Annotated in this window: 25 protein-coding genes and 6 tRNA genes; 1 reads left to right on the top strand and 30 read right to left on the bottom strand. The window is 39.9% G+C overall.

Features of this window, described 5'->3' with window-relative positions; all coding sequences use genetic code 11:
- Positions 1 to 67: 67 nt before the first annotated feature.
- From IH597_10330 to IH597_10260, 15 genes are all read right to left on the bottom strand, one after another.
- Positions 68 to 595, bottom strand: coding sequence for a 50S ribosomal protein L10 (locus tag IH597_10330; GenBank protein ID MBE0662851.1), 528 nt, complete (start codon positions 593 to 595; stop codon positions 68 to 70).
- A 76-nt stretch (positions 596 to 671) separates the two neighbouring features.
- Positions 672 to 1367: a 50S ribosomal protein L1 gene (locus IH597_10325; GenBank protein MBE0662850.1), complete on the bottom strand. Its 696-nt coding sequence runs from the start codon at positions 1365 to 1367 to the stop codon at positions 672 to 674.
- Between the two features lie 55 nt (positions 1368 to 1422).
- Positions 1423 to 1869 (bottom strand): 50S ribosomal protein L11, encoded by a 447-nt coding sequence (rplK, locus tag IH597_10320; GenBank protein ID MBE0662849.1) that lies wholly within the window; start codon positions 1867 to 1869, stop codon positions 1423 to 1425.
- Positions 1870 to 1933: 64 nt separating this feature from the next.
- A complete protein-coding gene (nusG, locus tag IH597_10315) occupies positions 1934 to 2476 on the bottom strand; it encodes a transcription termination/antitermination factor NusG (GenBank protein ID MBE0662848.1) in 543 nt (180 codons plus the stop codon).
- Positions 2477 to 2539: 63 nt separating this feature from the next.
- Entirely contained in the window at positions 2540 to 2737 is a 198-nt protein-coding gene (gene secE / locus IH597_10310; GenBank protein ID MBE0662847.1) for a preprotein translocase subunit SecE, read from the bottom strand.
- A gap of 16 nt (positions 2738 to 2753) precedes the next feature.
- Positions 2754 to 2826 (bottom strand) — tRNA-Trp (locus tag IH597_10305).
- 73 nt (positions 2827 to 2899) lie between these two features.
- Complete coding sequence (gene tuf / locus IH597_10300; protein ID MBE0662846.1) at positions 2900 to 4087, bottom strand: elongation factor Tu; 1188 nt, start codon at positions 4085 to 4087, stop codon at positions 2900 to 2902.
- A gap of 50 nt (positions 4088 to 4137) precedes the next feature.
- Positions 4138 to 4209 (bottom strand) — tRNA-Thr (locus IH597_10295).
- 90 nt (positions 4210 to 4299) lie between these two features.
- Positions 4300 to 4372, bottom strand: a tRNA-Gly gene (locus IH597_10290).
- A gap of 12 nt (positions 4373 to 4384) precedes the next feature.
- Positions 4385 to 4466: transfer RNA gene (locus IH597_10285), tRNA-Tyr, on the bottom strand.
- A gap of 23 nt (positions 4467 to 4489) precedes the next feature.
- A tRNA-Thr gene (locus tag IH597_10280) sits at positions 4490 to 4563 on the bottom strand.
- A gap of 217 nt (positions 4564 to 4780) precedes the next feature.
- A complete protein-coding gene (gene raiA / locus IH597_10275; GenBank protein ID MBE0662845.1) occupies positions 4781 to 5080 on the bottom strand; it encodes a ribosome-associated translation inhibitor RaiA in 300 nt (99 codons plus the stop codon).
- A gap of 17 nt (positions 5081 to 5097) precedes the next feature.
- On the bottom strand, positions 5098 to 5985 hold the full coding sequence (locus tag IH597_10270; protein ID MBE0662844.1) for a tyrosine-type recombinase/integrase: 888 nt from the start codon (positions 5983 to 5985) through the stop codon (positions 5098 to 5100).
- Positions 5986 to 6115: 130 nt separating this feature from the next.
- Entirely contained in the window at positions 6116 to 6310 is a 195-nt protein-coding gene (locus IH597_10265) for a 30S ribosomal protein S21 (GenBank protein MBE0662843.1), read from the bottom strand.
- 77 nt (positions 6311 to 6387) lie between these two features.
- Complete coding sequence (locus tag IH597_10260) at positions 6388 to 8574, bottom strand: S9 family peptidase (GenBank protein ID MBE0662842.1); 2187 nt, start codon at positions 8572 to 8574, stop codon at positions 6388 to 6390.
- A gap of 173 nt (positions 8575 to 8747) precedes the next feature.
- Here IH597_10260 and IH597_10255 point away from each other — a divergent pair.
- A tRNA-Val gene (locus IH597_10255) sits at positions 8748 to 8822 on the top strand.
- A 339-nt stretch (positions 8823 to 9161) separates the two neighbouring features.
- On the opposite strand, the gene IH597_10250 is transcribed toward IH597_10255, so the two are convergent.
- The 15 genes from IH597_10250 to IH597_10180 all read right to left on the bottom strand — a co-directional run bounded on the left by IH597_10250 (position 9162) and on the right by IH597_10180 (position 19259).
- Complete coding sequence (locus tag IH597_10250; GenBank protein ID MBE0662841.1) at positions 9162 to 9575, bottom strand: hypothetical protein; 414 nt, start codon at positions 9573 to 9575, stop codon at positions 9162 to 9164.
- 181 nt (positions 9576 to 9756) lie between these two features.
- Positions 9757 to 10002: a hypothetical protein gene (locus tag IH597_10245; protein ID MBE0662840.1), complete on the bottom strand. Its 246-nt coding sequence runs from the start codon at positions 10000 to 10002 to the stop codon at positions 9757 to 9759.
- Positions 9999 to 10199: a hypothetical protein gene (locus tag IH597_10240; GenBank protein MBE0662839.1), complete on the bottom strand. Its 201-nt coding sequence runs from the start codon at positions 10197 to 10199 to the stop codon at positions 9999 to 10001. The genes IH597_10245 and IH597_10240 overlap by 4 nt, the downstream gene beginning before the upstream one ends.
- Entirely contained in the window at positions 10196 to 10357 is a 162-nt protein-coding gene (locus IH597_10235; protein ID MBE0662838.1) for a hypothetical protein, read from the bottom strand. The genes IH597_10240 and IH597_10235 overlap by 4 nt, the downstream gene beginning before the upstream one ends.
- Positions 10358 to 10376: 19 nt before the next feature.
- Entirely contained in the window at positions 10377 to 10598 is a 222-nt protein-coding gene (locus tag IH597_10230; protein ID MBE0662837.1) for a hypothetical protein, read from the bottom strand.
- 164 nt (positions 10599 to 10762) lie between these two features.
- On the bottom strand, positions 10763 to 11062 hold the full coding sequence (locus IH597_10225) for a hypothetical protein (GenBank protein MBE0662836.1): 300 nt from the start codon (positions 11060 to 11062) through the stop codon (positions 10763 to 10765).
- An 11-nt stretch (positions 11063 to 11073) separates the two neighbouring features.
- On the bottom strand, positions 11074 to 11379 hold the full coding sequence (locus tag IH597_10220) for a DUF4120 family protein (protein MBE0662835.1): 306 nt from the start codon (positions 11377 to 11379) through the stop codon (positions 11074 to 11076).
- Positions 11376 to 11585, bottom strand: coding sequence for a type I addiction module toxin, SymE family (locus IH597_10215; GenBank protein ID MBE0662834.1), 210 nt, complete (start codon positions 11583 to 11585; stop codon positions 11376 to 11378). Before IH597_10215 ends, IH597_10220 begins: the two co-directional genes overlap by 4 nt.
- Positions 11586 to 11625: 40 nt before the next feature.
- Complete coding sequence (locus tag IH597_10210; protein ID MBE0662833.1) at positions 11626 to 12351, bottom strand: MBL fold metallo-hydrolase; 726 nt, start codon at positions 12349 to 12351, stop codon at positions 11626 to 11628.
- A 2-nt stretch (positions 12352 to 12353) separates the two neighbouring features.
- Positions 12354 to 13166, bottom strand: a complete 813-nt coding sequence (locus IH597_10205) for a recombinase RecT (GenBank protein MBE0662832.1) — start codon at positions 13164 to 13166, stop codon at positions 12354 to 12356.
- A gap of 14 nt (positions 13167 to 13180) precedes the next feature.
- On the bottom strand, positions 13181 to 15097 hold the full coding sequence (locus tag IH597_10200; protein ID MBE0662831.1) for an AAA family ATPase: 1917 nt from the start codon (positions 15095 to 15097) through the stop codon (positions 13181 to 13183).
- Between the two features lie 13 nt (positions 15098 to 15110).
- Complete coding sequence (locus IH597_10195) at positions 15111 to 15992, bottom strand: DUF1738 domain-containing protein (GenBank protein MBE0662830.1); 882 nt, start codon at positions 15990 to 15992, stop codon at positions 15111 to 15113.
- Between the two features lie 203 nt (positions 15993 to 16195).
- Positions 16196 to 16519, bottom strand: a complete 324-nt coding sequence (locus IH597_10190; GenBank protein ID MBE0662829.1) for a hypothetical protein — start codon at positions 16517 to 16519, stop codon at positions 16196 to 16198.
- A gap of 380 nt (positions 16520 to 16899) precedes the next feature.
- Positions 16900 to 17697, bottom strand: coding sequence for a hypothetical protein (locus IH597_10185; GenBank protein MBE0662828.1), 798 nt, complete (start codon positions 17695 to 17697; stop codon positions 16900 to 16902).
- Positions 17698 to 18260: 563 nt separating this feature from the next.
- Complete coding sequence (locus IH597_10180) at positions 18261 to 19259, bottom strand: hypothetical protein (GenBank protein MBE0662827.1); 999 nt, start codon at positions 19257 to 19259, stop codon at positions 18261 to 18263.
- Between the last annotated feature and the right edge of the window lie 30 nt (positions 19260 to 19289).

Genomic DNA, 19289 nt, shown 5'->3' with positions numbered 1-19289 from the left:
AATGTTCTTGATAATTGATTATTAATTTTAAAATTCAGTCTCAATCGGACTGGTATCTGAAAATTGATCAGGCTGCTGAGTCTTTTTCAGATAAAGTTTTTACAATGCCGGCAATTTTCGCCCCACCCGATTGTAATGCTGAGATTACGTTGCGGGCTGGTGATTGCAGCAATGCTACGAGATCGCCAACCAATTCATTCTTTGATTTAATGTTGATGAGAAAATCAATCTGGTCATCCCCAATGTAAGCCATCTCTTCAATATAGGCGGCTTTGAGTACGGGTCTTTGAGATGTTTTTCTGAATTCCTTGATCAGTTTTGCTGGATCGTTTGCAACATCGGATATCATGATAGCTGTAGGCCCTGTAAGTACATCGTACAAGCCTGAGAAATCCCTTTCGGAACGCTCCATGGCTTTTCTTAACAAGGTGTTTTTAACAACTATTAATTTGATATCTCTCTTGAAACAAAGCCTGCGTAATTGATTTGTGACTTCAACATTCAATTCAGATGTATCGGTGATATACAAGCAACTGAGACTTTTCAGCCGCTCGCTCAGAGATTCTATTAACTGGGTCTTTTCTTCCTTTTTCATAACTCCTTCAGTTATTGCTTAATCAATATTAATCCGGTTCGTGATCCATTATTGAATGGTTGAACCTTCATAATATCTACAAGCTAATGGATTTAGGATCAACATGAATACCCGGGCTCATGGTACTTGAGATAAAAACACTCTTTACATAAGTACCTTTTGCTGATGAGGGTTTCAATTTTACAATAGTCTGGAGCAATTCTCTTGCATTTTCCACGATCTTATCCACATCAAATGAAACCTTTCCAACGGAGGCATGAATGATACCGAATTTATCAACTTTAAAGTCGATCTTTCCGGCTTTCACTTCATTCACAGCTTTTCCAATTTCCATTGTCACGGTTCCGGCTTTGGGGTTTGGCATAAGACCACGGGGTCCGAGAATTTTACCCAGTGCACCAATTTTGGGCATCACAGTAGGCATAGTGATAATCACATCAACATCGGTCCAACCCGCTTTAATTTTTGTGACATAGTCATCAAGTCCTACATAATCAGCGCCAGCAGCAATGGCTTCTTCTTCCTTTTCAGGAGTACAAAGAACGAGAACCCTGATAGTTTTACCTGTTCCGTGGGGCAGTGTAACGATACCTCTCACCATTTGATTGGCTTTTCGTGGATCAACGCCCAGGCGGACATCAACATCAACTGAAGCATCAAATTTTGTGTAAGTGATTTCTTTTACAAGCTTAGCAGCATCGGGTAAGTTATAGAGAACGTTCTTGTCAACTTTAGCCAAAGACTCTTTTCGTTTTTTCGTAAGTGTTGCCATCTTTTTTAATAAGTTAGCGTTTGCATAGGTTTTTTAACACATTCATCCATTGTCGTTATTTAGCGGCAATGGGTGATTTACCTTTGATCGTGATTCCCATGCTTCGGGCAGTTCCTGCAACCATACTCATTGCCGAATCAATAGTGAAAGCATTGAGGTCAGTCATTTTGGCTTCAGCAATGGCCTGAACCTGCTCCCAGGTAATTGATGCAATCTTGGCGCGGTTAGGTTCAGCAGAACCTTTCTTAACTTTTGATGCTTCAAGTAACTGAACAGCAACAGGCGGGGTTTTAACGATAAAAGTGAACGATTTATCCTTGAAAACAGTAATGATCACAGGGATCAGCTTGCCCATAGAGTTTTGTGTACGGGCATTGAACTGTTTACAGAATTCCATGATGTTCACCCCTTTCGCACCCAAAGCAGGCCCAACTGGAGGAGATGGATTAGCGGCTCCGCCCTTAATCTGCAATTTAATAATTCCAGTTATTTCTTTTGCCATGTTCTATTATCAGGTAAATAGGTGAATACTAAATAAATAAATGCCTTAACAGGCAGTGTAGGTACTACTCTTTTTCAACTTGCATGAAACTTAGTTCCAGTGGTGTTTTTCTTCCGAAGATCTTAACCATCACTTTCAGTCTCTTCTTTTCTTCATTGATCTCTTCGATCACACCGCTAAAACTGTTAAAAGGTCCGTCAATAACTGTAACTGTTTCGCCAACAATAAACGGAATATTCAATTCTTCCCCTTTTTCTGACATTTCATCAACTCTACCCAGGATGCGGTTAACTTCTGTCATCCGCAATGGTTCAGGTTCTCCTTTTGATCCAAGAAAACCCAATACCCCGGGTACGTTTCTTAAAACGTGGGGAATCTCTCCGGTTAAAACGGCCTCAACCAGGACATAGCCTGGAAAGAAGTTCCGTTCTTTACTGATTTTCTTACCCTTTCTGATCTGGTAAACCTTCTCAGTAGGAATAAGAATTTGCGAAACATAATCCTTTAATCCTAAGCGATTGACTTCACTCTCGATGTATTGTTTCACCTTCTTTTCATTTCCGGTAATGGCTCGTAAAACGTACCATTTTTTTAATTCATCGCTCATGCTTAGTGTTGAAATTGAAAAGAATTAATACCAGGATATAATTGATGTGTTGCAGTGCTGCGATCAAACAAGCTTGTAAAATTGTTCAAGGATTGTTTGAAAGGATTTATCCATCAAATAAACCACCGAAGCGATTATAAGGGAAGCAATGGATACAACAATAGCACTACTCTGCAGCTCACTCCATGTAGGCCAGGAAACTTTATGCATCAGCTCATCGTAACTTTCACTGACGTATGTTTGTAATTTGAATTTTGCCATAATTTGCAAATGTTTGCACGGGTGGAGAGGCTCGAACTCCCGACACTCGGTTTTGGAGACCGATGCTCTACCAACTGAGCTACACCCGTTTGAATTTCTATTTAAAAATCAAAAATGCTTATGAGAATTGCCGCTTTGGCAATTCTCATAAAACATTAGCTATTAATCAAGAATCTCAGTGATCTGACCAGCACCAACAGTACGGCCACCTTCACGGATCGCAAAGCGTAATCCTTTGTTCAATGCAATCTGGTGAATCAATTGTACAGTAATTGTGAGGTTATCGCCTGGCATTACCATTTCAACACCTTCCGGAAGAATAACTTCACCAGTTACGTCAGTGGTCCTGAAATAGAACTGTGGACGATACCTGTTGTGGAATGGCGTGTGACGGCCACCTTCTTCTTTTTTCAGGATATAAACTTCTGCCTTGAATTCTTTATGAGGTTTTACCGAACCGGGTTTGGCAATTACCATACCACGACGGATAGCATCCTTATCAATACCACGGAGTAATAAACCTGCGTTATCTCCAGCTTCACCAGTATCGAGAAGTTTGCGGAACATTTCAACACCGGTTACTACTGATTTCATTTTTTCAGCGCCCAAACCGATAATATCTACAGGGTCGCCAACATGGATAACACCGGTTTCAATTCTTCCGGTTGCAACTGTACCTCGACCAGTGATTGAGAACACGTCTTCAACCGGCATGAGGAATTCCTTATCGCGGTCACGGACCGGAAGTGGTATCCAGGTGTCAACTGCATTCATTAATTCCATAATCTGATCTTGTCCGGCTGGTTCATTATTTAAGCCTGCCAGGGCTGAACCGCGGATAACAGGAGAGTTTTCGCCGTCGAAGCCATAGAAAGTCAGCAGATCGCGGATTTCCATTTCAACGAGTTCGAGAAGTTCTTCGTCATCAACAAGGTCAACTTTGTTCATGAAAACTACCAGACGTGGAACACCAACCTGACGGGCAAGCAGAATATGTTCACGCGTTTGAGGCATTGGGCCATCGGTTGCGGCAACAACCAGAATTGCGCCATCCATCTGCGCAGCACCTGTAACCATATTTTTAATATAGTCAGCGTGGCCGGGGCAATCAACGTGAGCATAGTGCCTGTTTTCTGTTTGGTATTCAACATGGGCAGTGTTAATGGTAATACCCCTTTCTTTTTCTTCAGGAGCATTATCAATGGAATCAAACGACTTGAATTCCGATAAACCTTTTGCTGATAGTACCAGGGTAATTGCAGCGGTAAGGGTGGTTTTGCCATGGTCAATGTGGCCAATTGTGCCAACATTAACGTGGGGTTTTGTACGTTCGAATTTTGCTTTTGCCATATCGAATTAATTGTTATTGATTAATAAAAGTTGGTTTTCAACTAAAATTGAGCCAATGATGAGATTTGAACTCATGACCCCTTCCTTACCAAGGAAGTGCTCTACCCCTGAGCTACATCGGCTGATTATCTAATATTTCCATGCCTTTGCAGCCCATATTGTAACTCCCGGCCCAGCCAGGATCTTTTAAACTACATCGGCCTTAAAAACTGAGCGGAAGACGGGGCTCGAACCCGCCACCTAAAGCTTGGAAGGCTTTCGCTCTACCAAATGAGCTACTTCCGCTAATAAAACCAGTGGGGAGAGGAGGATTCGAACCTCCGAAGGCTTCGCCAACAGATTTACAGTCTGCCCCATTTGACCGCTCTGGTATCTCCCCATGAACAATACTTTAAAGAACTGAGCCGATAGAGGGATTCGAACCCACGACCCGCTGATTACAAATCAGCTGCTCTGGCCAGCTGAGCTATATCGGCGTCTATACTTTATCCCTTCCTTAAGTCAATCACCCTCTGATAAAACAATCTATGAACTTAAACCCTCTTTATATTGATTGCTTTTGTGCGGCAATGATCCATTTCGGCGGAATATTCAATGCTATTAATGAAAGCAGTCCTTTCTAAAAAAAGGACTGCAAAAGTATAAAAGTTCCATGAAACTACAAAAATACTTGTAGTTTTTTTTTACACTAAATTATTCACCCCTCAGTTTTTCCTTGTATTTCTTGATTTGTTTGCGCAAAGCTTCTACTGAATCATCTATAGCTTCTTCGAAAGTCTTGCATTGTTTTTTCGCAAAGAGGTCATTACCACGTACAATCAGGCGCACTTCAGCGATTTTATTTTCCTGTTTATCGTGGTTCTCGAGTCTTAGAGTTACTTCGCTTGAAATTATTCCTTCATAAAAGCCTGAGAGTTTTCCTACTTTATCCTGGATAAAGTCGTCCAGTCTTTGATCTGTTTTGAAATGTACTGATGTAATCTTAACCTTCATAAATGCCTCCTTTTGTTTTAAGCTTTCGGATGAGCTTGTTGGTAAATATGTTTGATTCGTTCAATTGTATTATGCGTATATACTTGCGTTGCCGCTAGACTGGAATGTCCCAGCAATTCTTTAATCGCATTCAAATCGGCGCCGTTATTGAGCATTCCTGTTGCAAAACTATGTCTGAGAATATGTGGGCTTCTTTTAGGCTGGGTCGTAACAAACGCCAGGCTTTGGGTTACTATTGTATAAATGAGTTTAGGATAGGCTTTCTCCCCTTTCTCAGTAATGATGAAATAACTATCAGGTGAAACAGAGCCAAACTGCTCTTCTTTTACTTTTATGAACTCATTCATGGCATCTGACAGATAGGATCCAAAAGGTATTATACGCTGCTTATTCCTTTTGCCTGTGACCCGTAAGTTCATTGATGCCAGATCTACATCTATATGTTTTAATCCAATTAGTTCCGATACCCTCATGCCTGTTGCATAAAGCATCTCAAGTACGATCCTGTTACGCACACCTTTAAAATCGGCTTCAAAATGTTCGGATGTGAAAAGCGATTTCATCTTTCCCTTTTCGATGAATACAGGCAGGTTTTTGGCTGTCTTAAGCGAAACGACCTTCTGCATTGGGTTCACCAGGATAACTTCACGTTTAATAAGAAACCTGAAGTATGATTTTAATGTGGAAAGTTTGCGGTTGGCTGAGCGTGCGGTTGCTCCTGATTGGATCAGGTATGAAAGCCAGGAACGAATGATCTGGTGGTCAATATCCTTAGATTCAATATTGCCGTAGATAGATTCAATATATCCATAAAACTGGACAAGGTCGTTGCGGTATGCGGTTATGGTATGAGGGGAGTAATGTTTCTCAGAAGTAAGGAAAAGAATAAAATCATCAACACGCATATCAAAAAAATAAGGAGACAAATATGCTTTCTATACCCAATAGTAATTAACGGCTAAAATTACTACATTATTACGGTACAAGCAAATTTACCTCCAAATATGTGGAGATAATAAAAGATTTAAATATGATTTAAATCAACTCCTGGATTTGCATTTGCTGAACGTAGATGGCTTTGAGCCTTTCTTCACGTTTCTTGATTGAAGGTTTTGTGAACTTCTGTCTTTCGCGCAGTTCTCTTACTACACCGGTTTTCTCAAATTTCCTTTTGAGTTTTTTTAAGGCTTTATCAATGTTTTCGCCTTCTTTTACTGGTACAATGATCATATATTATTTCTACTTACTAATTAATTATTTTTAGGGGCTGCAAAATTATACATTCGTTTTCAAAGTACCAAACCTTATCACAAATTCTTTTTCAGAAACTCTGTCATCATCCTGAAAAGGTGCAACCTGGTGTTTCCTCCATAAATACCATGATCACGATCAGGGTAGAACATCAGGTCAAATTGCTTGTCTGCTTTTACGAGGGCATCAATCATCTCAACAGAATTCTGAACATGCACATTATCATCGGCAGTGCCGTGAACCAGCAGTAGCCTGCCTTTCAACTGATCTGCAAAATTGATGGGTGAATTATCATCATACCCGCCCGGGTTTTCCTGAGGTGTGCGCATGTATCGTTCGGTGTAGATATTATCATAATATCTCCATGAGCTTACTGAAGCTACTGCAATGCCCGTACTGAAATATTCGCTTCCTTTGGTCATACAGAGCAAAGTCATGTACCCGCCGTAGCTCCAGCCAAAGATTCCAATCCTTGAACTATCAACATAAGGCAATGATGAGAGGTATTTTGCAGCTTCAATCTGATCAATGGTTTCGTATTTGCCTAATTGCAGGTAGGTCATTTTCTTAAACTCCTCACCCCTACCGCCAGTTCCGCGGTTATCAACTGAAACGATGATATATCCCATTTGCGCAAGCATCTGAAACCATCCGGTTTGCCCGCGGCCCCATGAGTTTGTAACTGATTGCGACCCCGGCCCACCATATACATACATAAAAACAGGATACTTTTTATTTGGGTCAAAATCAGGCGGTTTGATCATCATTCCATTGAGCAATACCTGCTCAGAGGTAGTAAATGAAAAAAGTTCCGTTTGCGAAAAACCGTACTCCTGCGCTAATTTCTTCAGCTCACTATTATCTTCAAGTAAGCGGATTGTCTTCCCGCTCTTATCGTTGATGGTAACATAATCGGGATGATCAATTGATTGCCTGAACGCTATGTAATAGTCAAATGTTGTGCTGAACCTGGCACTGCAATTTCCGTTCTCTTCTGATAAACGTTTATCATTTTTGCCTTTTAGGTTCACACAATAGATTTCACGATTCCAGGCCAGTTGTTTAGCTGCCTGATAATAAACCAGGTTGTTTTTAGGGTCAACACCATAAAAATCAGTTACATCCCAGTTTCCTGAAGTGAGCGGCCTGATCAGCTTTCCGTTGAGATCATACAGATAAATATGATTGTACCCGCTTTGCTCGCTCGTGATCACAAAATGATTTTCATCATTAAGAAATGTGAAATCGTTGGTAATATCAATGTAATACTTATTGGTTTCGGTATAAATAATCTTGGTTTTTCCTAAGTCGGCATCGGCAAGAAGGATTTCCAGCTTGTTCTGGTGGCGGTTCAAACGTTGTATGGCGAGTTGAGAAGGGTTGTTGGTCCATTGAAACCTGGGAAGGTAGATGTCGGTTTCTTCGCCTGTGTCAACTTGAATCATTTCTCCACTTGATACATTATATATATGTATGCTAACAACCGAATTGTCCTCGCCGGCTTTTGGATATTTGAATTTATGGTGCTCAGGATACAAATTGCCATAGTTCTCCATCCAGAATTCCTTTACATTGCTTTCGTCGAACCGCATAAATGCAATGTTCTTTCCATCAGGCGACCAGTAAAATCCTTTTGTGATCGCAAATTCTTCTTCGTAAACCCAATCGGTGGTGCCGTTAATGATGCAGCGATCCAGGCCATCATGTGTGATTTGAACCTCAACACCCGAATCAAGGTTCACAAGAAAGAGATTGTTATCGCGGACAAAGGCCACTTTGCTTCCATCAGGTGAAAAGTCGGCAAGCCTTTGTTTCCCATTTGGGCTAAGCAGCGTTAGTTTTTCAAGCTTCCGATCATACACATAATAATCTAAGTGGGATGAATGGCGATAGATGCTTTCGGTTGCGGTGGCCAGCAATATCTTCTGCTCGTCGTTGCTGAAGGAATAGCTGCCAAATTTGATGGGGTTTACTTCACCCACGGGAATGAGCATGCCCGGATGTAAGATTGTATTCTCCAGCATGCTATTATCGTAGCGATATTGATTGATTGAATCTCTTTCCCTGACGATATAGTGTATCCCATCATTCATGGATAGCAGTCCCCGGATACCTTTTGGATTAAATTTTCCGCTTACCCAAATGTCTTCGAGCGTAATCTGTTTTTGTTCTTCCTGGCCATAGGAGTTGTTGGAACACAGGCAGGCTAAAGCAAGTAGTGTAAGAAAAGTTTTGGTAGTCATCTGATGGTAAAGTTTAGATATGAGATGCCAAACTTATGAAATTTTGAGATAATGGTTGCTGAGCAAAGCCAATTTTGTATTTTTGCGGCTTATGAGATATCAGCTCAGTTGGTTTAGTCCGCCGCGGCGGATGACAGGCAAGAGGGCACTGGTTCTATGAAATTTTAAAATAAGAGATATTAGCTCAGTTGGTTTAGAGCGCTTGCTTGACAGGCAAGGGGTCACTGGTTCGAATCCAGTATATCTCACACTGATAATAAGCAATTTATGGAGTCAAACCTATGAGTTGCTTTTTTTATTTGCATACTTTTTGCATACATTCATATTATATAAATATGTCATAACTATTCTCTTTGCCCCTTGAAAACATAGGCATAAGGCGCATTTTTGTGAAATGAGTGCACAAGTGCACAGCTTCCAAGTAATTTTAGAAACTGTTCTGCTGCTGTTGGATTATTGCAACCCTGTGCACTTAAACACTGGTGAAGGTCTAAAAAAAAGTCTCCGGGTTGGGTTAATATAAAAGTAAGAGCATGGTTTTTCAGCTGTCCTCATGCTATTCAGCGTTATCCGTGAATTAAATACGACTAATCCTCATTTGGCATCATGATAAAGATAGCAGGTTGCGGATCATCAATATCATTGGCTGAGCAAATTGCTTTCAGTGTTACAATCCTTGATAACCTATCATCCTCAAAGGTTTCATTAGGTAGCCAATCATCTTTGTCTGGTAAGCGGCAGGATAATTTGAACCTGATAATATTTTCATTCGGATTGGCTCCGGCATATACTCGGAACATCCAAAGAATATCCCAAAGTCTGCCATCTTCATCCTGCTCACCTTTCATTTCAGTCGGGACTTTAACGTATTTTTCAAAGACTGCTTTGCTCAGATAAAAAGGTGTTCTGATGCCAACTTCATCCAGGTATTGCTGATCAATCTTTACAAGCGTGCCGTCAGCAACAGCTTCTTTTGTGGTATAGCTGAATATTACTTTCATTTCTATTAGGGTTAAAAGTGACAGAGTGACACAATTCCATACCATCCGGGGTGTACCTTGTGTATATTACATACACACCCCAATACGGTAAAGTTTTGGTCACTCAGTCACTAATTAAAATAGCTGATAAATATGTTCATCGGGATTGAACCCGGGGGAATCTATAGGAGTCAACCTAGTTTTAGGTTTCAATCCTATTAGCCAGTTCAGTACCAGCCTCAATAGCAATAGCGCAAATTTCACTTACACTTTTACTTGGATATGCATAGGTCATCAGGCTTTGGAAGGCAAGGCCAATGAAGTATTCACGCTTGGTCAACTCTGATGCCATAGGCGTTGTGTAGATTTTGCCACCATTGCTATGTCCTGATATTTTATCGCTCAGGTTAGCAATTTCAGTAGTAAGGTCATAAATTGCCTGGCTCATAACACATTCTCCTTTAAAGGTTCCTTTTGCAGTTGACCAGGTTTCTCCACAATTGTAGTCTGCTCATTGCAGTTGAAGCACCATTCCAATACAGTTCCTGAATCAGCATCATAGATATGATCAGTGTTCACATTCACCCATTTGCAGCGGGCGACTTCTTCCGAGCCGCAATCACTGCACACCTGTTTATAGTTCATGGCTTCGATGAGTATTGTAGTATAACTTGTTTTGCCTCATCAATTGTCATTCCGCCAAGCAAATTCACAATCGCAGGGTGCATCCTGATAGTCTTTCTGGCTATTTCAAGCCTGTGCCATTCAGGAGTACCTTTGGGGGGAAGTTTGTTAGTTTTCATCACATTGATATTTTATAGTTTAACCACAATAAGGATTACCACTGCCGTGATAAACTTCTTCATCGGCAGCATTGGAGAGAAATACCTTGTAAGGAGCTTCACCACATGAAGTGCAGTAAGTATGCTTTCCTCTAGGCCAGTAATAGCAATTCATGCCTTTAGGAATGTTGCATTTACAGGTTTTGCATTGTGCGTCATATCGGGTTGTGATCATACGGGGGTCATCTTTGTAGCGTTTCATAGGTCTGTTTTTTACTTGTTTAGCAGGAATCTCTTGAGGTTTCAGGTTTAACCAGAAATCAAAGAACATGCACTCAAACATTACTGGTAAATTTTCTTTCAGGAATGTTCCCAAATTGCACCCTGAGTAATTGTTCAGGAGTTGCTCGTAAGTTTTCTTGGTAATCATAGGTAGTCAAGGTATCTGAACCATGAATGAAATCCATCGGGACCTGTGCCGTGAACTTCTACAAGATGTCCTGTAGGTGATTCACAAATATGCGACTGAGACCATTGCAGCAATACATCAAGGCTGGGATGTTCCACTTCATTCAGAAAGTTTAAAATGATTGGCCCTACATCGAATTCATGACCATTTGCTTTCATGATCAGCCTGGAACTTGATGTAGGCAATAGTTCAATGGCATTGCCCTGAATGAACTGATGCCCGTTACATTTAAAATCTGAGGATAATGTAAATTTCATTGCCATAGGTTTTAAGTGTGAATTGCCCATCCCTGGGTTTTACCAACACATACTGAGAATGATGGCGCACCACCACTGCCATAACCATCATGAGGGCCATGATAGATGATACCACCATTGCCACAGAACTTATCTTCCTTCTTCCTGACAAATTCAAAAGATTTAGGAGCGAAGTCATTGTATACGGTAGTTACAGTACCAAGCTCTTCATCTACTTTGTTGAGCCTGTCAATACAGCGTTTCAAACTGCCGTTATTGTTCTTACGGGCAAATTCCAGAGTTTCCTGAAGTTTGCCACCAGTCAGGTCATTGATCATTGTGAGCCTCCTTCCCTGGCTGGTTGAATAATCAGTTTTCCATCAGAAACTTTGATTTCAGCATATTGATAGGGCTTAAATCCAGCTCTTTCGAGCCACCTGCCTTTAAGTTGTAGCAATGGGACATCCCAGCCATAGGAATTCCTACGGTTGATGGGGTTAGTACTTTCCCGGTGCTCAGATTGTATTTTTAGTGTACGGATCATAATCTTTTTGTTTTAGGAGTTTTTTTAAAGTGCGATTCAATTAGAATGGATTGATAGCCAGATCAACTGTCAACCCTTTTTTTGCAGCATATACCTGCTTGCCGGTGAGTGCGATAATCTCATTAATAAAACTTTGCTCATCACTGTTCCTGTCAGATAAATGGATCAGCACAATGTTCTGCACAGCATTCAGGTCATTGGCTAACAGGATTGCTTTGGTGGTCTTTAGCTCCAGGTGTGAAGTCAAGAGCCTGTCACGCATAGCGGGATGCTCAACACCACTGAAGATATTGGATTCAAGTATATCATCAGCATAGTTGGCCTCGATAATGATGTGGTTCAGCCCGGAGAATTTAAACTGACACAGGTAGGTATCAGTAAGAAATAAGATTCTGCCGCAGTCGGGATGGTTAATCAGATAACCATAGCAGGTTACATCGTGGGTTACCTCAAATGGAATGATGCGGAACCTTCCCATTTTATAACCTTTTCCCGGTATAGCTGCATGATTGCGGTGATGCTTAACAGTAAATACATCTTCTGGTGCGAGCACATCAATTCCGGCAGTATTGTATTCTGCAATGTAACCAGCATGATCTTGATGCCTGTGACTTACAATGCAACCATTAATCACATCTAATCTGAAATCCAATACCTGTTTAACCTCTTTGAGTTTTATTCCTGCTTCAATGACAAGGGCCTCTCCTTCGTTATAAAGGAGATACCCATTGCCACTGCTGGATGAACCCAACACATGGAGTTTCATGATCAAAACCCTGGATCAACTTCTTCAGGCTTGCCACCATTGTCAGAAACATCCTCGTATTCTACATCGGAAACAAATTCTTTGCTGCCGGTGGTTTTCTTCACATCCTTATCCCTTAGGTCAGTATCGGAACTGATATCGCCTTCTATTGCACCCATCATTTCTACCGATAAGTAACCATAATGCGACAAAAGGTTACGGATCACTGTTTTCTTTGCCATTGCATCAAAATCAGTTTGCCAGGCTGAAGCATTATGCTCATAGGATTTGGAATACTTCTTTGCATGGGCAATAATGCCATCTCTGGTCATGTACAAAGTTTTCGCAAATCCATTCAACAATTCGATATGGGCAAAGTAACCTTCCACTTTATCAGATGATTTTGTGCCGGAGAAATCAATTTCTCCGGTGAGTTTGTTGACTTGCCTCAACTCACCTTCATAAACCACATCTGCATTGATGATGCGATATTTAGCAGTACGCATGGCCAGTTGAATATATCCCTTATAACCTATCTGAAATGTAGCAATGACACCACTTTTGGACTTATAAGGTACAATCCAGGCAAATCCAAGTGCTTTGTTGATGGGCAGCTTCAGGACGGCTGCTTTCAAGGCTTCCATCACCAACTGCTTTGGCTCACAATCCTGCAAGGATTTGTCACTATTAAACAAGTCAATAACGGATGCAACGAAAGTTCCTGAGTTTTCCTGTAAAGCATTGCGGAACTGTTCCTCAACCGATGGTGCTTTCAGGATATTTTTGAGGGCGTCAATCTTTTTCAGCCCTGTATTGGGATTGGTTTTTTCTTCCATGATAATACTGGATTTTAAGTTTCAATAACAAGTTCAGGGTCTTTGCTCACTGACAAATTAATCAGTTGCGATTGGGTCGGGATAAGCTGATTGATGCCTTCCCTGTTATCAATAAAGATGGGTGCACTTACATCATAATACCTGGATAGGGTGTTGATAATATCCAGCCCAATAATTGCTTTGGCTGCTGAATTCAGATCAGTATATGGCACTCTCTTATAAGTTGCCTTGCATGTAGAAACTTCCTGGCCATTGATCTGTTTTTCAAACAATCGCCATTTAACCAGTTCAAACATGCCACTGACCTTTTCTTCAATAGCATTAGCCTTAGCCTTCTCAAAATTCTGCATTACAAACTCTGTCTTTTCAAGGCTGGCCAGTTCCTGGGCAAGCTTTTGCTGCTGTTGCTTCAGGTCATTGATGCGGGTATTACCCTTGTCAATCTGATCCTTCCAGGCAATTACATCTTTTAACTCGCCTATTACGGATTGTAGATGGTATTTTTGCTTTTTCAGTTCAGCTATATCAGGTTGATTCATGGGCTGACGATACTCATCTTCCATTGCATCAATCTGTTTGGCTGCTTCAATGTAACCAGGAATATCTTTTGCAATAAGAGCCGGTTCTTCCACCTGCTGTAATTCATTGCCAAGACCAGTTAAGATGCCCTGAAGCTGTAATACCTGTTCTTTAATGCTTTCAGCCTGTTCAACCAATTGCTGATGTTCAGATTTGAGAACCCTACCCTGGTCTGCAATCTTTGCAATCTTTGCAAACTTTGCAAGGTTGAATGCTTCCAACATTTCTACGCGACGGGTTTCAACATCATCAAAAGGTCTTTTGCAGGCGGGACAAACTGTTTCATTGTAACTGAACTGGCGGGATTGTTCCAGATGCCATACTTCACGAAGTGTTTCCCTGGATTTAACATTATCAGCAATGGCCCTCTTCAATTCAATCATTCGGTTCTCACGATGTAGAATATCCTTACGTACATTCTCCATATCGGATTTTACTCTTGCATTTTGAGCCAGAATATCCCGGTAGCCTTTCAAATGCTCTTCCCGATAGGCAGCAACAATATCAGCCAGTTTTTCTTTAGCCTGATGAATTTTCTTCTGTAGCTCGGTTCTTTCCTTAAACTGTTGCTGATAAGCTTTGGACTTGTCAGTAATGGAATCTTCAATGCTTTGTAATTCTGATTGAGCTTGCTGTAACTGCTTGTTAAGCTCAGTCCAGTCCTGTTCCTTTGGTAAGGATCGGTTAACTTCATCAATACGGGTAGGTATCAAATCCAGTTCTGATTTAATCCTGCGCTTTTGATTTGCAACTTGTTTTCTATACTCTACCAGGTTTTTACCAGTCAATTCCCTGAGTAAGCTTTCAAACTCTGGTTTACCCCTGGCTACAGATTCATCAGTAACATCATTACCTGCCATTTCAAACAGTATCTTGCGCTGAACTTCCCAGTGCAGGCTGTTGAAATAGTAAGGGCTGGTAATCATCTTGAAGACATCCTCACTGCAAATCGCATCAATCTTTTCCTGGTATTCCCTTACAGTTACAGGAACTTCATTGTAAAACAAGGTGGTCTCGTGGCCTGAGAATTCAGCTTCTGATGAGCCACGCTTCTTAATCCATTTCTCAGCAAACACCCTTTTGAGGATGATCCGCTTGTTGTCAACTATCAGCAAGCCTTCCACTTCAACATTCTTTGGAGAGCCATTCCCATTGTTGGAAATATGCTTGACCTCAAAATCACGCCTGTCAGTGGAATCTTTGCCAAATAGTAACCACAGGAATGCATCCATGATGGTGGTCTTGCCAGTCGCATTGTCTCCCCTGATATTGGTAACCTGAGAGAAGTTGACCTCCAGGGATTTTATGCCTTTGAAATGGTTTATGCGGAGACGTATTAATTCTATGTTCATGATAATAATTGGTTTAAGTTTCAACACAGATGTTTTCCGGTACAAGTGCCGGCACAATGAATTCACATGCTTTTTGAGCACGACCAGCAGCCCAGGTAATCCAGGTAGGGTTGTCTTTCAATACTCGTAACCAGCTTTTGATGTAAGCGGAAGTGTTATCAGCATTGTAGTTGATTCCTGCTATGGTTTGCAGGTATGCAGCACCTAATTCAGCCACCAGTTCTTCCTTTGAGTATTTCTCCTTATTGCTGAATTGGTCAGCTTCAAACCGGTTCAAACGCTTTTTATGTCCTGTAGAATGAATGAGTTCATGAAAGAATGCTGCATAGTAGGCTTCGATGCTGAAGAAGTATTTCTGCTCAGGCATTTCTAAGATATCCAATGCAGGTATATATGATGGTGTGTCGTGCATTCCAAGCCTGATGTGAGGTGGTTCCGGCATATTGCCGATAATCTCTTCAGCCTGTATATTGCGTTCGTTAGAGAGGCTCTCTGAGGCCCTGGAAAGGGTATTAATTTTAACCTTGCCGATGTCGTCAAAGGTGCATTGTTCAACATTGAATACCAGATAGTAGCGAAGCAAATAGTGGACATTTTGTTTGGCTTCACCTGTATCCTTATCCTTTGTAGAATCAATCAATCGCTTCCAGAATACTACAAGGGTAGATTTTTCACCTTTATTGACGCAACCACCATTCTGCCGCACCTGGTTAAAGGTTCCCCACACTGGTGATGTAAATTGGTCAGTTGATAGCAACAGGTAATTGATTCCCTGGTAATGATGTCCATTCAAACTGACTGGCTGTGGTACTTCCCATAACTTCTTCCATGACCCTGCCTTTTCGAGATTATCTATAACCTGTTGGGTTATCTGTTCATATAAATTACGCTTCATGGTATAACCGGATTAATTATTTGATATAATTTCCTTCGGTTACGGAGCTAATATTGCCTTTGCGGTAATATAAATAAGAAAGGGACGGTGTTTAGCCGCCCCTCTCACAAGCTGCTTTTAAAAACTCCCAAAAACAGCAAAGGGATTGCCAGGTCTATAACTGGCTCACAAAGGCATATATAAGCCCCGAAGGGCCTGGAGTGCTAGCCTACGCTAACATTCCAGAACCGGGGGTAATCAATCCCGTTGTGATTGTGGTAGCCTTTAAAGGTACCATAGACATTGCCGCCAAATTGTTTTGCCTGGAGCATGGCTGGCAATGGATAAGAAGCTGTTTCACCAATGAGAATCTCAATGGTTGCTTCCTTGTAAACTACTGTTGCAAAGGCCCAGTTATTACGGTAACGGAAGCTTCGCATTTTGAATGTGTACTCCTGATCCATGTTGAAACCAGGTGCAGTCATTTCTTCTACCACTTCTGCGGGAGTCCTGACTGACTTCGGAATGCTGTTAGTTGTTGCTGTCATAGCATTTTGATTTTGGGTGGCGTTAGCCACTGGTGAGTTTTTGAAAAGCTGGCCGGGTAACAACCCAACCACGAAGTTTAGGTGGGGTGTAATGGAGTCAGTCAGCACTCACCAATATCCAACCTTTAAAAATTTTTAAAAAATTTTGGAATGGATAGCAGTTTGGTCTGATTAGATAGGCGGGGCAGAGCGGTTTAACTATTTACCACTTACAAAGTTTATGAGAATTATAAAATTTTCTTTCTGAATGAGCGGCTATTGGATTTGACAAGAAAATTTAGACATCTTTGCCTAATTATAATTTGTGGGATTTTTAGTGATACTTATAGTTTAAAGAAGCGATAAATAACAATTCTGGCAAGAAAGCCAGTCAAAATAATTTAAGTATCCTTGGTAAACATTTCCTTTGATTTCTTTTTAATGGTGCTTCCAAGAATTTTTTCATTTAATCCAAGTAATACACCCAATACAAATGCAGGGATAGGTTGATCTTCGATCATAGATGAAGAGAGGCTGCCAATGTTAATAACAATTATTTTAGTAATGAATAGTAAGCTAAAGATGATTCCAAGAATACCTGTGAAAATCAACCGAAGAGATGGTTCTAGCCTATCCTTTTCAATAATTGTCAAATCTTTAAACTCAATATAAGTTTTAGTAATTGCAAAAGAAAGCCAAACTCCAACCATTACTCCCGACCAAAGAATTAACAAATTTGCTATTAATGAATTAGGTGAAATTAAGAGATTTAGACAGTCGAAATGGTTGTTTAGATAGACTAAGCTGTAAAATAACATACCCACTACGAATGGAGGCAATCCATAAATCAATGCGAGCCTGCCTAATTCTTTAAGGTATTTGTTCTTTACATGACCACCTTCTTTATTTGTAATCTCGTTTCTAAATTGTTCAAGGTAAACAAATGCTTGCTGAGGTTGAGCATTGTCCCCTACTAAACCTAAAGATGCAAGATTTTTAATTCTATCAAAACACAAGTGAAACGAATCATCATCAGATTCATAAAGAGCTGTAATAACTTCAAGAGTTTCCGCAATGGCAACGATAAGCTCTTGCTGCTCAATAGGAATAACTTCAGGTTCACTACTTGCTAAATTTATAACAAGATCTTTTTTAGTACCTTTAGGTATTTCACTGACTATGTAATAACCTTTGGCCATAAAGAATCAGAGTTTTCTCCCACAAGTGGGGCAATTGCCAATAGGACCACCAATAACAATATGGGCTTTAGGGAAATCGCTAAACTCGTCAAGCAGTTTATGTTTTTTGATTAAGCTAAGCTCTTTAAGTAGTTCCTTTTGCTCAGCTGTAAGGGATGACTTTTTTTTGCTGGCATTAAGAATTAAATCAATCTGTTGAAGCCTGTTGGGTAGTGACATAATTTCATGGTTTTGATGGATATATAAAGCTAATTAAAAGTAATAAGCATATAATTAATACAAATATAAGCACAAAAGAGGCGAAATCAATGCCGTTAGCAATTTTTATAGGGGGATAACTATGTAGAACTAATTGAGATTGTGTAAATACCCCCTTTTTCCTGCCACGTACAAACTTTTTTAAAACACTAACAAAATTTAAAATTTTGAGGGCGCTTTGTATAGCCGGAAATGATATGATGTTAGTAATTTACAAATTTAGATAATCCAAAAATGAGCAGACACAATCTTAAATGCATTAGATTGTGTTAATTAAATAGGCCTAATATTGTTTGATTTATGTATTAATCATAGTATTCAATTACTCTATCAACGATATATTTTGGCATTTCATTTTCATATTTAATTTGCCTATACCAATTACCATTTTGATCTAACTCATACTTATAGGCACTAATAATGCCATTAGGTGCATAGCTGCTCTCTTCAATTTTATTTCCATTCTGATCGTATATATATGAAACCTTACTTCTTAAACTGCCATTAGGTGCATAGCTGCTCTCTTCAATTTTATTTCCATTCTGATCGTAAGTCTTTATATTATAGCGTTTACCATTGGGACCAAACTGATTTTCTTCAATCAATATACCTGTGTCATCATATGTGTATGTCCATTTTGAAACTAGATTACTGTCATGTCCATACCAGATTTTTTCGATAATGTTTCCTCTAATATCATACTTCAATTCAAACATTGATGTTATGTTTTTTGTGGAATCTAACCACAGTTCTTCAATTAATTTACCACTTTCATTATATACATTTTTATTTGTCATCCTAATTTGACCATTAGAATCAGAAAAAATTGTTTCAATATGTTGACCTTTTTCATCATATTTAAGTATGTGAATACTTTCTATATTACCATCAGAATTGTAAAAGCTTTGTTCAACTAATTTGCCTTCTTCATTAAAAGTATATTTGTATGCTTCAAATACATTTCCATCATCTTCATAATAAACATCATTGATTATTCTTCCTTTTCTATCGAAAATTAATTCTCTGTCTTTATCAAAAGGGTTCTCCCTTTTCTTAACACCTTGATTAATAGTGCCAAAATGCATATTAGCCTCATATGAGACTTCTCTAATAGATTTAACTTCTCCTTTCAGACCTTGTAAAACCCAGTCGTTATCTGCTTTTTCCGTAATATTACTGCAACTGAGTAAAATAATCGCTATTGATTGTAGTAGTAGCAAATGTTTACAAATAATAAACACCATTTGCTTAAATACTTTTTTGTTAGATTTAATTACTATCAATTTTAAGTATGGATATATCATGGCCACGTTTATTAATGTTTGCAAACTGTG

The organism is Bacteroidales bacterium, assembly GCA_014860575.1.
In the GTDB taxonomy this organism is placed as follows: domain Bacteria; phylum Bacteroidota; class Bacteroidia; order Bacteroidales; family JAAYJT01; genus JAAYJT01.
This window is presented reverse-complemented; position numbering and strand designations above follow the sequence as displayed.

Bases quoted from the DNA above. Each gene is read 5' to 3' on its own strand.
- IH597_10235 (MBE0662838.1), bottom strand. From the start codon at position 10,357: ATGAAAACTAACAAACTTCCCCCCAAAGGTACTCCTGAATGGCACAGG.
- IH597_10215 (MBE0662834.1), bottom strand. From the start codon at position 11,585: ATGATCCGTACACTAAAAATACAATCTGAGCACCGGGAAAGTACTAAC.
- IH597_10220 (MBE0662835.1), bottom strand. From the start codon at position 11,379: ATGATCAATGACCTGACTGGTGGCAAACTTCAGGAAACTCTGGAATTT.
- tuf (MBE0662846.1), bottom strand. From the start codon at position 4,087: ATGGCAAAAGCAAAATTCGAACGTACAAAACCCCACGTTAATGTTGGC.
- IH597_10245 (MBE0662840.1), bottom strand. From the start codon at position 10,002: ATGAGCCAGGCAATTTATGACCTTACTACTGAAATTGCTAACCTGAGC.
- IH597_10205 (MBE0662832.1), bottom strand. From the start codon at position 13,166: ATGGAAGAAAAAACCAATCCCAATACAGGGCTGAAAAAGATTGACGCC.
- IH597_10195 (MBE0662830.1), bottom strand. From the start codon at position 15,992: ATGAAGCGTAATTTATATGAACAGATAACCCAACAGGTTATAGATAAT.
- IH597_10190 (MBE0662829.1), bottom strand. From the start codon at position 16,519: ATGACAGCAACAACTAACAGCATTCCGAAGTCAGTCAGGACTCCCGCA.
- IH597_10250 (MBE0662841.1), bottom strand. From the start codon at position 9,575: ATGAAAGTAATATTCAGCTATACCACAAAAGAAGCTGTTGCTGACGGC.
- IH597_10330 (MBE0662851.1), bottom strand. From the start codon at position 595: ATGAAAAAGGAAGAAAAGACCCAGTTAATAGAATCTCTGAGCGAGCGG.
- IH597_10185 (MBE0662828.1), bottom strand. From the start codon at position 17,697: ATGGCCAAAGGTTATTACATAGTCAGTGAAATACCTAAAGGTACTAAA.
- IH597_10200 (MBE0662831.1), bottom strand. From the start codon at position 15,097: ATGAACATAGAATTAATACGTCTCCGCATAAACCATTTCAAAGGCATA.
- IH597_10180 (MBE0662827.1), bottom strand. From the start codon at position 19,259: ATGATATATCCATACTTAAAATTGATAGTAATTAAATCTAACAAAAAA.
- IH597_10325 (MBE0662850.1), bottom strand. From the start codon at position 1,367: ATGGCAACACTTACGAAAAAACGAAAAGAGTCTTTGGCTAAAGTTGAC.
- raiA (MBE0662845.1), bottom strand. From the start codon at position 5,080: ATGAAGGTTAAGATTACATCAGTACATTTCAAAACAGATCAAAGACTG.
- IH597_10260 (MBE0662842.1), bottom strand. From the start codon at position 8,574: ATGACTACCAAAACTTTTCTTACACTACTTGCTTTAGCCTGCCTGTGT.
- IH597_10210 (MBE0662833.1), bottom strand. From the start codon at position 12,351: ATGAAACTCCATGTGTTGGGTTCATCCAGCAGTGGCAATGGGTATCTC.
- IH597_10230 (MBE0662837.1), bottom strand. From the start codon at position 10,598: ATGAAACGCTACAAAGATGACCCCCGTATGATCACAACCCGATATGAC.
- IH597_10225 (MBE0662836.1), bottom strand. From the start codon at position 11,062: ATGAAATTTACATTATCCTCAGATTTTAAATGTAACGGGCATCAGTTC.
- rplK (MBE0662849.1), bottom strand. From the start codon at position 1,869: ATGGCAAAAGAAATAACTGGAATTATTAAATTGCAGATTAAGGGCGGA.
- IH597_10240 (MBE0662839.1), bottom strand. From the start codon at position 10,199: ATGAACTATAAACAGGTGTGCAGTGATTGCGGCTCGGAAGAAGTCGCC.
- IH597_10270 (MBE0662844.1), bottom strand. From the start codon at position 5,985: ATGCGTGTTGATGATTTTATTCTTTTCCTTACTTCTGAGAAACATTAC.
- secE (MBE0662847.1), bottom strand. From the start codon at position 2,737: ATGGCAAAATTCAAATTACAAACATACGTCAGTGAAAGTTACGATGAG.
- IH597_10265 (MBE0662843.1), bottom strand. From the start codon at position 6,310: ATGATCATTGTACCAGTAAAAGAAGGCGAAAACATTGATAAAGCCTTA.
- nusG (MBE0662848.1), bottom strand. From the start codon at position 2,476: ATGAGCGATGAATTAAAAAAATGGTACGTTTTACGAGCCATTACCGGA.